This is a genomic window from Mesorhizobium sp. M0040, assembly GCF_040323505.1.
Classification (GTDB): domain Bacteria; phylum Pseudomonadota; class Alphaproteobacteria; order Rhizobiales; family Rhizobiaceae; genus Mesorhizobium.
The window spans coordinates 1-11,839 of record NZ_JAMYVA010000011.1; the positions used below are offsets into that span (position 1 = coordinate 1).

The 11,839-nt window shown below is 60.6% G+C and carries 9 protein-coding genes; 7 read left to right on the top strand and 2 right to left on the bottom strand.

Annotation, left to right across the window (positions count from 1 at the left end; translation table 11 throughout):
- Positions 1 to 175: 175 nt before the first annotated feature.
- The 5 genes from NKJ91_RS12290 (at position 176) to nadE (ending at position 6,127) form a co-directional block, all read left to right on the top strand.
- Entirely contained in the window at positions 176 to 1,147 is a 972-nt protein-coding gene (locus NKJ91_RS12290) for an NAD-dependent epimerase/dehydratase family protein (protein ID WP_352455763.1), read from the top strand.
- A 185-nt stretch (positions 1,148 to 1,332) separates the two neighbouring features.
- On the top strand, positions 1,333 to 3,270 hold the full coding sequence (gene asnB / locus NKJ91_RS12295) for an asparagine synthase (glutamine-hydrolyzing) (RefSeq protein ID WP_352455764.1): 1,938 nt from the start codon (positions 1,333 to 1,335) through the stop codon (positions 3,268 to 3,270).
- 19 nt (positions 3,271 to 3,289) lie between these two features.
- Positions 3,290 to 3,553 (top strand): acyl carrier protein, encoded by a 264-nt coding sequence (locus tag NKJ91_RS12300; RefSeq protein WP_352455870.1) that lies wholly within the window; start codon positions 3,290 to 3,292, stop codon positions 3,551 to 3,553.
- 22 nt (positions 3,554 to 3,575) lie between these two features.
- Positions 3,576 to 5,123 (top strand): class I adenylate-forming enzyme family protein, encoded by a 1,548-nt coding sequence (locus NKJ91_RS12305; protein WP_352455765.1) that lies wholly within the window; start codon positions 3,576 to 3,578, stop codon positions 5,121 to 5,123.
- Positions 5,120 to 6,127 carry an NAD(+) synthase gene (nadE, locus tag NKJ91_RS12310; RefSeq protein WP_352455766.1) on the top strand — a complete coding sequence of 336 codons (1,008 nt, stop codon included), beginning with the start codon at positions 5,120 to 5,122 and terminating at the stop codon, positions 6,125 to 6,127. The genes NKJ91_RS12305 and nadE overlap by 4 nt, the downstream gene beginning before the upstream one ends.
- 276 nt (positions 6,128 to 6,403) lie before the next feature.
- Here nadE and NKJ91_RS12315 read toward each other — a convergent pair whose 3' ends face one another.
- Complete coding sequence (locus tag NKJ91_RS12315) at positions 6,404 to 8,161, bottom strand: adenylate/guanylate cyclase domain-containing protein (RefSeq protein ID WP_352455767.1); 1,758 nt, start codon at positions 8,159 to 8,161, stop codon at positions 6,404 to 6,406.
- Between the two features lie 305 nt (positions 8,162 to 8,466).
- Positions 8,467 to 9,582: a hypothetical protein gene (locus NKJ91_RS12320; RefSeq protein ID WP_352455768.1), complete on the bottom strand. Its 1,116-nt coding sequence runs from the start codon at positions 9,580 to 9,582 to the stop codon at positions 8,467 to 8,469.
- A gap of 522 nt (positions 9,583 to 10,104) precedes the next feature.
- Between NKJ91_RS12320 and NKJ91_RS12325 the strand changes: the two genes are divergently transcribed.
- Together NKJ91_RS12325 and NKJ91_RS12330 are read left to right on the top strand one after the other, a co-directional pair.
- Entirely contained in the window at positions 10,105 to 11,232 is a 1,128-nt protein-coding gene (locus NKJ91_RS12325; RefSeq protein WP_352455769.1) for a transporter substrate-binding protein, read from the top strand.
- Positions 11,229 to 11,831, top strand: a complete 603-nt coding sequence (locus NKJ91_RS12330) for an ANTAR domain-containing response regulator (RefSeq protein ID WP_352455770.1) — start codon at positions 11,229 to 11,231, stop codon at positions 11,829 to 11,831. Before NKJ91_RS12325 ends, NKJ91_RS12330 begins: the two co-directional genes overlap by 4 nt.
- The last annotated feature ends 8 nt before the right edge of the window (positions 11,832 to 11,839 follow it).

The following is an 11,839-nucleotide window of genomic DNA, read 5'->3' on the forward strand; positions in this document are numbered from 1 at the left end:
CAAGGCGTCAGCCAACTGGTGTCGGTTGACCTGCAGGCGGCCGAAGCCATGCGCGAGGCAAGCTGACGCATCAGCTTAATGGTGGTCTCCACCTCGGCTTTCGACTATAGCACGACAAAATGGGCCGGATCTGCCGCTCCAGATACCGGCCCGGCTATGCGCGTGGAGAAGCTTGTTGCCTATACTTGTCACCGGAGCCGCGGGATTCATTGGCAGCCACGTTTGCCACCATCTGCTCGACCGGGGAGAAGCGGTCGTCGGCGTCGACAACATGAACGACTATTACGACCTGGCGCTCAAAAAGGGGCGGCTTGCCCGCCTTCTGCCCCATAAGGATTTTTCGTTCCACCAGATCGATATTGCCGAACAGGGCGCGCTTGCAGCCGCTTTGGCCGGGCAAGGCATCGTTAGGATCGTGCACCTTGCCGCGCAGGCGGGCGTGCGCCACTCACTCGACAATCCGCGGCTCTATATCCGCTCCAATGTCATGGGCCACCTCGAAGTGCTCGAATTCTGTCGCGCCGAACCGGCATTCGAGCATCTGGTCTATGCCTCGTCGAGCTCGGTGTATGGCGGCAACCGCAGCGTGCCGTTCAGCGAAGCCGATCAGGTCGACAAGCCCGTTTCGCTTTACGCTGCCACCAAGAAAACCGATGAGTTGATGAGCCACACCTACGCCCATCTGTTCGGCATACCGCAGACCGGCCTGCGGTTTTTCACGGTCTACGGTCCCTGGGGCCGTCCCGACATGGCCTATTGGATGTTCACCCAGGCGATGCTCGAGGGCAAACCGATCCGGGTCTTCAACAATGGCGAAATGTGGCGCGATTTCACCTACATAGACGATGTTGTGAAGGCGGTTGTCGCCGTGCTCGACAAGCCGCCGGCGGCTGACGTTCCGCCGAACAGGCTCTACAATGTCGGCAACAACCGGCCGGTGCGTCTGGGCGACTTCATCGACATTCTGGAAAGGCTGCTCGAGGTCAAGGCAATCCGCCACAACGAGCCGATGCAGGCGAGCGACGTCGAGAAGACTTACGCCGACATGACCGCGCTGGAGCGGAATTTCGGCTTCAGGCCTAGCGTTTCGATAGAGGACGGGCTGAAGAAGTTTGTTGACTGGTACCGGCCGTACTCGAAGCAGTGATTTGCATCGCTCGCCGTGACGCCTTCAAGCGTGACACCTGGAGTGGGGCGCAAGTCGGTCCGCAAAAGCATCGTTTTGTCCTAACATCCTGTTAACCACATGCTTGCTGAAAAGTATCCGATTAACCTTTGAGGCGCTTATGACCGCTATGTTTCGTGGCTTGCTGTTCAGTATGAGCTGTGTGGATGTGCGGATTCGGGGGCTATTTCGGTTCAGTCCGGGATGCGGAAGCTTTGCTTGCGCGCATGACGTCTGCGATCGCCCATCGCGGGCCGGATGAACAAGGGAAATTCGTAGCGCCCGATGCTGGACTTGGGCATGCGCGGCTGTCGGTGATTGGAATTGGTGATGGCCAGCAGCCGATGTCCGACGAAACCGGCAATTTGACGATTGCGTTCAACGGCGAGATCTTCAACTACGTGGAATTGCGCGAAGGGCTGCTGGCCAAGGGCCGACGCTTCCGCACATCGAGCGATACCGAAGTTCTCCTGCAGCTGTATGACGAGATGGGCGAAGACTGCCTGTCGCTCCTGAACGGTGATTTCGCCTTCGCGATTTGGGACAACCGGCGGCGGCGGATGGTGCTTGCAAGAGACCGCATGGGTGTTCGGCCGCTGTTCTACACCAGCAAGGACGGGGTGCTCTACTTTGCGTCGGAGATAAAGGCCCTGCTGAAGGTACCCGGCGTCTCGGCCGAAATCGATCCGATTGCACTCGACCAGATCTTTACGCTGTGGGCGCCGATCGCTCCACGCACGGCTTTCCGCAACATCCACGAGCTGGAGCCGGCAAGCGTGATGATCGCGACACAGGGGCAAGTCACGGTCAAATCATATTGGCACCTAGACTACCCGTATCCGGATACGCCATCGAAGATCACCAATGAGGACGACGCGGCCGAGGAACTGCAGGCCCTGTTGACCGACGCGGTGAGGCTTCGCATGCGCGCCGACGTGCCGGTCGGTTCTTACCTTTCGGGCGGGCTCGATTCATCCCTCGTTTCGGCACTCGCGGCCGGCATGACTCCTCTTAAGCTGCAGACATTTTCCGTGACGTTCGACAGCACCGAGCATGACGAAAGCGCCTTCCAGACCGAAATGGCGTCGGCACTTGGCACGCGCCATCGAACCATAGCCTGTCGTGCCGGTGATATCGCCGGTGTGTTTCCCGAAGTCATCCGCTTTACCGAGCGGCCGATCATCCGCACCGCCCCGGCCCCCCTCTATCAATTGTCTGGCCTCGTTCGCCAGGCCGGTTTGAAAGTGGTGCTGACAGGCGAAGGCGCCGACGAGGTCTTTGCCGGTTATGATGTCTTCAAGGAAGCGCGGGTTCGCCGTTTCTGCGCGCGACAGCCGGCATCGCGCATAAGGCCACAACTGTTCCGCAAGCTTTATCCCTATCTGCCGGGCCTGCAACAGCAGTCCGTGGAGTACCTGGCTGCGTTCTTCGGAACCGGCAGCGCTGCCCTGGACGATCCGCTGTTCTCGCATCGGCCGCGGTTCAAGACCACATCAGCGGCGAAGGTGTTCTTTTCCGGTGACCTGCGCGCGACATTGAAGGGGTATGACGCAGCCGAGGACCTGGCCAGCCGGTTGCCTGAGGCATTTTCCCGGTGGCATCCGCTGCATCAGGCGCAATATCTCGAAACCCGCTTTCTCCTGCCGGGCTACATCCTCTCCAGCCAGGGCGATCGCATGGCCATGGCGCACGGTATCGAAGGGCGTTTCCCCTTCCTCGATCATCGTTTGGTGGAGTTCGCCGGAAGACTTCCGCCGGAAATGAAGCTGAAGGGATTGGTGGAAAAACACGTACTGCGCAAAGTTGCCAGACACCTGCTTCCGACGGCCATCCGCGAGCGCACCAAACAGCCTTACCGGGCTCCGGAAGCCCGCTCTTTCGTTGGAGCTGGAGAACTGGACTACGTACGCGACTCTCTCAGCGAAGCGAGCATCGCCGCCGGCGGACTATTCAACGCCAAGGCGGTGGCGAACCTTCACGAGAAATGCCGCTTGCAGCCAGCGTCCGGATTCCGCGACAATGCGGCCTTCGTCGGCATTTTGTCGACGCAACTGTGGCAGAAGATTTTCACCGGCCAAAAGGCCGGTGCGGCACGAGCGGCCTGAGAAATCGAGGGAAGGAAACATCATGGTAGCAATCAAGGACAAGGTCAAAACCTTTGTCGTCGACAACTTCCTGTTCGGGGACACGTCCTACGAGCTTGCAGACTCCGTATCACTGATCGAGAACGGCATCATCGACTCGACGGCCGTGTTGGAGCTAGTGGCATTCATAGAGGATGATTTCGGCATAGCGATGGTCGATGCCGACATCGTACCGGCCAATCTGGATTCGATTGACCGCATCTCAGCCTTCGTCAAGGCAAAGGCAGAAGCGCTGGCAGCGTAGGCGCCATCGGCGAGGAGCGTCCGTGCGGATCGAACATTTTCTGACGGCGAAGGCCGCTGCCCATCCAGCCAAAACGGCATTGATCACCGAGCACAAAAGGCTGTGCTATGAAGAGCTGGACGATCTTTCGAGCCGTCTGGCCGCCGCCCTTTTCATGAATGGCGTCAGGCGCGACGACCGGGTGCTGATCTTCATGGACAATTGCTGGGAGGCTGCGGTTTCGATTTTCGCAGTTCTTAAAGCAGGCGCGGCTTTCAGTCCGATCAACGCATCCACCAAGGCCGAAAAGCTGGCCTACATCATCGCCGATTGCGATGCCGCTGCGATCCTCACGCAAGCAAAACTGATGCCCGTGGTCGCCGAGGCGTGCGGATCGTCCGGCAAGACCGGCATCTTCGTGGCTTCCACCGTTGCTGCCGATAATCAATGCCCGGCAGGGGCGATGTCCCTGGCGGATTGCTTGACGTTCCAAGCCAGGGAGGTTGACCATCGCGGCGTTGACGTCGATCTTGCGATGTTGATCTACACCTCGGGCTCGACCGGCCGGCCCAAGGGCGTGATGATGACGCACCGCAATTGCGACGCGGCGGCCGACTCCATCATCACCTACCTACGCAACTCCCCAGACGACATCATCTTGAATGTTCTGCCCCTCGCTTTCGACTACGGCCTCTATCAGTTGCTGATGGCTGTCAGGCTCGGCGCCACGCTCGTGCTCGAGAAGTCCTTCGCTTTTCCCCAGGCGGTCTTTGAACGCATCCGCCAGGAAGGCGTCACCGGGCTTCCGCTCGTGCCCACGATGGCAGCGATGATCCTGCAGATGCGTGATCTGGCGCCGGGCTTCCTGCCCAGCCTTCGCTATATTTCCAACACGGCGGCTGCCTTGCCGCCGGCTCACATAGAACGCTTGCGGTTCCTTTTTCCCGGTGTCAGGCTCTATTCGATGTATGGCCTGACGGAATGCAAGCGCTGCACCTATCTGCCGCCCGAGGAGCTCGACCGCCGGCCGGGGTCGGTCGGAATAGCCATTCCAAACACCGAAGCCTTTATCGTCGACGACCACGGGCAACGAGTGCCGCCGGGCATAGCAGGTGAATTGGTCATTCGCGGGCCGCACGTCATGCAGGGTTATTGGCGAAACGAAGCTGCGACGGAACAAACCCTGCGCCCAGGCCCGAACCCTTGGGAGAAGGTTCTCTACACCGGCGATCTGTTCAGGGCCGATGAGGACGGCTTTCTCTATTTCGTCGGCCGCAAGGACGACATCATAAAGACACGGGGAGAGAAGGTGGCGCCCAAGGAAGTGGAAGCCGTGCTTCACGCTCATCCGGGCATCGCGGAAGCGGTTGTCTTCGGCGTGCCGGATCCTGTGCTTGGGCATGCGATCGGCGCATTTGTCGTACGGTCCGACCCAGCGCTTGGCGAAAAAGATGTCGTTCGTCACTGTGCACGTCATCTTGAGGACTTCATGGTGCCCAAGATCGTCGAGTTTCGCCGCGAGCTGCCCAAGACGGATACCGGCAAGGTCAGCCGTCGGCTTGCGGCAGAGATGATGGAGGCCGCGCAATGAATGTTCGCCCGACCGAGGATGCGCGGACCTTTCTGGCGCAGGCTCTGGCAATCGACCTGATCACCGAAACGGACCGTATTGTAACGGCCTTGCGCCAGCAGTTGCGCGGGCTTCGCAAGCGGGGCCTTGTGCTCGGTCTTTCGGGTGGGATCGATTCGAGCGTGTCGGTCGCGTTGGCGGCACGAGCCGTCGGCCCCAAGAATGTGCTTTGCCTGTTCATGCCGGAAAGCGATTCCGATCCTGAAAGTCTGCGGCTCGGCCGCCTCGTCGCCGAAACTTTCGGTGTCGAGGCTGTGACGGAGGATATCGGGCCGGCCTTGCGCGCGATGGGCTGCTACCAGCGCCGCGACGCCTTCATCCGCGAATTGGTCCCGGAATACGGCCAAGGCTGGGCCTCGAAGATCGTGATCGCGAACGCGCTCGAGGGCCAAGGCTATAATATCTCGTCGCTGGTGGTGCAGGATCCCGAAGGCAAGCAGACGAAACTGAGAATGCCGTTGCCTGTCTATCTCGGCGTCGTCGCCGCTACCAATATGAAGCAGCGCACCCGCAAGCAGATCGAATACTATCATGCTGATCGTCTGAACTTCGCCGTTCTTGGAACACCGAACCGGCTGGAATATGATCAGGGATTCTTCGTGAAGAACGGTGACGGCGCCGCGGACGTCAAGCCGATCGCCCACCTCTATAAAACGCAGGTCTATGCGCTGGCGGCCCATCTCGGTGTTCCGGAGGAAATCCTGAACCGGCCTCCGACCACCGATACCTACTCGCTGGCGCAGACCCAGGAGGAGTTCTACTTCTCGCTTCCTTATGACCGTATGGATCTTTGCCTTTACGCTCTCAACAACGGCGTGGCGGCTGAGGTAGTGGGGCAGGCGGCGGGGTTGGCCGCCACACAAGTGGAACGCGTCTGGGCCGATATCATCGCCAAACGCAAGGCGACGCGTTATCTGCACCAGCGTCCGCAACTCGTCGAGGAAGTCGAAGAACTCGGTACCTGACCTGCTTCGAGACCGGCCACGTCCCAAAAAGCGCCTTAGGGTCAAAACTCAATCAGCAGGCTGCCGCCAATGGCCGAGATGGGCGGGAAGTTGCCGTTCGTCTCATCTGCCAGACGAGCACCTTGCGCCAGGAGCGGAAGCTTAGCAGGGGTCACGCCAGCGCCCAGTTAGCGCTACGAAGCAGACCTTCAGCCTGTGCCGGAAGCGGGGCCTGGCTTGCCAAGTGGCATATCCAGGAAGCGCGTCCCCCTCCTCAGCTAGGCACCGTTTTCGGCTCTACGCTATACCTGCGCGACGAGCCCCTTCCTTAATCGCAGCGAGGGCCAGAGGATTGGTGACGGGATAGGTTCGGATGAAGTTCTCGACGGTGAACCTTGGAAACTCGACGGCAATCCGCCTGGCGATCGACTGCGCCTGCGCCGGCTCTTCGAGCAGCGCGTGACACAGGGCACGGAACATCAGAGTGACGGGAATATCCGGCGGACTTTGGCGCAGCGACGACAGACTGTCGGCATAGCGACCGGCGACGAACCGCGCCCGGGCGAGCTGCGCGTAGTACCAACTCGGAGCCTGCGGATTGAGGCGAAGCGCCCGTTCGGCAAGAGCACAGCCTTCTTCCGGATTTCCACACACGAGAGCTCGGCTTGAGGCAAGCATCGACAGCACATCGGCGTCATTGGGTGCCAGGGCCAGCGCCCGGTCGTATTCCTCTGCGGCCCCGCCGATATCGCCGTCAATGGCGCGGAGAGCGCCCATGTAAAGGCGCGTCATCGGATCGGCAGGGTCGAGCGCCAGAGCCTTTTCCACGCATTCTCGCCAGCGCTCGACCGAAGCGGCTGAATCTGGCGTGAAGGCATTGAAGGCATCGACCGCATGTGCCAATCCCAACGTCATCCAGGCCCGCGCGAAGCCGGGGTCGAGTTCCACGGCGCGGGACAGCATGCGCATGGCTTCTGCCCTCGCATCGGTCGTGAATCTGTCGTGCAGTTCCACCCCGAGTAGATAGCAGTCGTAAGCACCCAGGCTCGAGGGAGGCTTCCGCCGAGCCACCTCGCGCCCGAGATTGGCGAGCTTGCCGAAAGTGCCTGCCAGGGCATTGATGACGTTCTGTGTGATGCTGTCCTGCATGAGAAAAAAATCATCGGTCGACTCGTCGAACCGCGCCGACCAGAGGTTGGCTCCGGTCCGGGTGTCGACCAGCTGCACCGCGACGCGGACACGCCGCCCGATCGCCTGGAGGGTACCTTCCAGCAGGTAATCGGCGTTCAGTTCCCGTCCAACCGAGCGTGTGTCGCTCGCCCGTCCCCGATAGGACTGCATGGTCTGGCGCGAAATGACCGCAAGGTCGGGATAGCGCGCTAGGTCGCCGATCATGTCGGCCGACAGGCCGTCTGCCAGCCGCGTCCAGCCGTCGTCGGCGCTCAGGTTTTCGAACGGCAAAACCGCAATTACCGGCGGCTTACTGTCGTCGCCGGAAGAAAGGCCTGGTTTGGCACCGACGATCTTGCCCGCAGTAGCGGGGTCGATCAAGACACGGTACACGCGAACCGGTTCGGCGATACTTTTCATTTTCTGCACGCCGAGTGAGGCAAAGCCGATCGGCACCTTTCCCCTCACATGGTCGCAGGCGGTGGCGGAAATCGCGATTCCTCCAGGTTCCGCCAGCCCTTGCAGCCGATCGGCGATGTTCACCGCATCGCCGTGGATGTCGTCACCCTCAACGATAACATCGCCCAGATTGATGCCGATGCGGAAATCAAGCCGCCGTTCTGGCTGCGTGAGAACGTTCACCTCCGCCTTCTGTTGCTGGATTTCGACCGCGCAGCGTAGGGCGTCGACCACACTGTGGAACTCGACCAGCATCCCATCTCCCATGGTTTTCACCAGTCGACCATGGTGCGCAGCGATCCTTGGCTCGAATACTTCGTTCAGGTCGGTTCGGAAAAGCGCACGCGTACCCTCGTCGTCGATCTGGCTCAAGCGGCCATAGCCGACGACATCGGCAATCAGGACGGCTGCGAGATGACGTTCCATCCCCCAATCCTTCGCGGATTGTTACCCGCTTTCCAAGCTTACAGCAGGTCGCAGGTTGATGCCATTGCCGCCGCCCCTGAAAGACAGCTTTTCGGGTCTGTGTACCTTGCTGCATGAGAGCCCGAATGTCGGACAAGGGTCAGATCGCGTCATGCGACGCTCCCAACTGGATGACGGCAAAGGGTCGAACTCGGTCGTTCAGAGTGATTGGGTTTTGACCCAAGCATTTTGCAGCCAAGCGGAAAAACGCGTCTAAAATAAATAGATAGAGCGGAATGCTCGGTTCAACTTGAACGCATCCCGCTCTAGCTGAAACGGCTCCCGATAAGTCGGCTCCACTGCTCGCCGGCAAGACCGTTCAGGAAGGCTTGCGAGTTCTTCATCGCGTCCAAAAGCTCTGGATCACGTGAATGCACCACCGTTGAAGCAACGGTCAGGAAAGCAATGCGTCGTCCAAGCATCGCCTCCAGAAGCGCAGGTTGAATGCGTCCGCGCAGGCCGCTGACGCCGCGCGCGGCGGCGTGATCGATCAGGCAGTCAATCACCGGGCCCGCCTGGCCGGGGAGGGCGAAGATCTGCAGCACGCGACCAATTTCATACTTTCGTGCATAATAGGCGAAAGCGCCGATATTGGTGCCGACTGGCGACGTCACACAAACGTAGACAAGCTCGCCCAGATCCGGCTTTTGTGCCGCATCGGTCAGGATGTGGTCGAGTTGGCCTTTCGTCCAATCTGGGCGCAGGGCGAATTGAGCGGTAAACGGTTCGATGAGCTTGGCAAATGTGTGGCTGTCGATTTCGGATGTACGAAATGCTCCGTGGCCTGCCCCGTCCACCGCCACACCCGACCAACGTCGTTCGCTGGACGTCATCCTTCTGCAGTAAAATCGGTCGACTGTACGCGCCAGCGGATTGAGCATTCGCGCAAGCGCCATGCGATTGGCGGAAAGGCTGAGCATGAAGGCCGCGGGGCGCATCACGCGGACCCAGTCAAGGCTGTATTGCGGCAGGACCACGCCGCGCAGCCGGGTCCACAATTTCACGGAAATATCGTTGGCCGTCTCGCTGAAGGAGATGTCCTGCGGACCATCCAGGTAAGCTTTCAGCAAGCGGGCGCCGGCCAGCGGGTCGTGCTCATGGTCCTCGACCATGAGCGAGCTACAGATGGCCGCGCGTAGTTGTCGGCCGTTGAACGTCATAGGCAGGACGTGGACGCCGACAAATCCGGAGACGCGACCGGCGTCGTTGACATGGACAAGCGACCGGAGGTTGTCTGCGCAACCGGGCGCATCCAGATAAAACCGTTTCATGTATTCCACGAGAGAGGCCGGCGCTTCGGTCCTCTCCTTCAACAGCACGCGCTGAAACATGTTCGCAACTGCCGGGAGGTCGGCGCCTTGCAAGGCGCGAATGACGCTCAAGCCCGGCTCCCGCCACCAAAGTCCCATCCACCGAGCTTCCGGGCCAGGGCGACGCGAGGCACGAGAACATCGGGCGCGCGTTCCAACTCGACGCCCATGAAGCCGTGCAACCTCGGCCAGTTGCGATCGCCCCGGTGACCGAACGGAGTGCTGAATTGCTGCGGCAAGGTGGAACCCTTTGCTTGACCGACGAAAAACCGGCGTCATTGCTGCTAGCAGATTCAGGTAAACCGATATTAAAGTCGTTGCTTTGAATGGTAGCGAACCGGGTTTGTCCAGGCCCATACCTGGACATCAGCAATTTTGGTTCCTGGCGGACTCTACACGACCAGCGGCATGGGTTGCGTGCTCCGCGCCGAACCGTTTCGGCTGGCCAAAGTTTCGCGTGGCGGCTCTTGACTGGGAGCGCGGGCGTAATACGGTGAGGACAAATACCGGCTCTGACCGCCGGGCGGCAAGAATGCCTCGTATGCTCTCGCCTGGCGGCGGTGGCTGCGGGGCATTGTCATTTTGAGGCATTGCTTGAAACGGCATATCGAGATCGGCATTCTCTATTCGCGGTCCGGCAACTACCGGCTGGTGTCCGAATCCTGCCGTGCGGGTGCGATGAACGCCATCGCCGACGTCAACGCCGATCCCGCTATCCCATTCGAATTCGTCCCGGTCGAGCGCGACCCGCAGGGCAACATCGATCGCTATGCAAGCGGCTGCGCGGACATTCTCGCCAACAGCGGCGCGCGTCACATCATTGGCTGCGTCACCTCGTGGAGTCGCAAGGAGGTCATTCCAATCCTGGAGAGGGCAGGCGGCACGCTGTGGTACGCCTGCCCGTACGAGGGCTTCGAAGCCAACGAGCATGTCGTCTACACACACGCCTGCCCCAATCAGCATCTCGTACCGCTGCTTGCCTATGTCGTGCCTCGTTTCGGCGCCGACGGCTTCCTCCTCGGTTCCAACTACATCTGGGGTTGGGAGACCAACCGCGTGGCGCGCGACCTGATTGCGGACGCTGGCGGCAAGGTGCTGGGCGAACGCTATCTGCCGCTCGGCGAGGTCGATGTTGCGCGGCTGATCGCGGAGATACAGGCGACGAGACCTGATTTCATTCTGAACAATCTCATCGGCCCTTCTTCTTATGCCTTCATCGCTGCCTATGCGGAGCTTGGCCGGCGCGACCCGCATTTCAGGCCGGAGCGTTGCCCGATCCTGTCCTGCAATCTCACGGAATGCGAATTGCCGGCGCTCAACGGGGCAGGCGATGGTCATCTTTCCGTTGGGCCCTATTTTCACGACATCTCGGGGGCGGATCGCGGAGCGGCTTCAGTGTCTTCCGTCATGCCGGCCTCATCCTTCGAGGCGGCGGCTTATGCCTCGGTGCGCATGCTCGCCGAGATCCTCACCGGCAACCCCGGTGCACAATGGACGGACCTTCCCAAGGTCTTTACCGAAACATCATTTCGAACGCCACTGGGCGACATCGCCATCGACCCGCAAACCCAGCATGCTACCTTGCCGGTGCTAATCGGACGTATCGATGGAACATCGTTCAAAACGGTCACGCTGACGAAGGGCGTGGCACCCGATCCCTACCTTTCCCGCTATGACCGGACGGAGACGTTCGGGCGGCCACGCCTGCGGGTGGTGTCGTGAGCAAGATGGCGCGTATCCCGAACCTTGGAGGCGCCAGGGCTTTTGTCCTGCATCGTCCACATCCGACCGTGCAGGCGATCACAAGGCAATTGTCGGCCATCGGCCTTGAGGCGATTGGCTTCTGGCCGGAACTGCCGGCCGAAGCCTTGGCGGCGGACTTCGTCTTCTTCGACGTCGATCTCGGCTTTGACGAGCAATTTCCGTGGAAGCCGGGCGAGGCACCGATGCCGCTGATAGCACTGATCGGCTCCGAGGCGCCGGGGCGCGTCGAATGGGCATTGTCGCACAAGGCCGATGCGCAGTTGCTGAAACCGGTCGGCAATGCCGGCGTCTATAGCGCGCTTTTGATCGCAAGGCAGAGTTTCGAGGCGCGCAAGCTTCTGGCCAGCGAGATTGCCTCGCTTCGTCAGCGGGTCGCGGAGCGCCAGACCATCGTACGCGCGGTGGAGGTCTTGTCGAAGGGCGCCGAGGACGGCCGTGCCTATGCGCAGCTCCGCTCGCTGGCGATGAGCTGGCAAATCAGTGTCGAGGAAGCCGCGCGCAGGATCGTGGCGATGACACAAGAAGAAGGCGACGATGACCAATCCGATCGCGCCTGAGCTTTCGG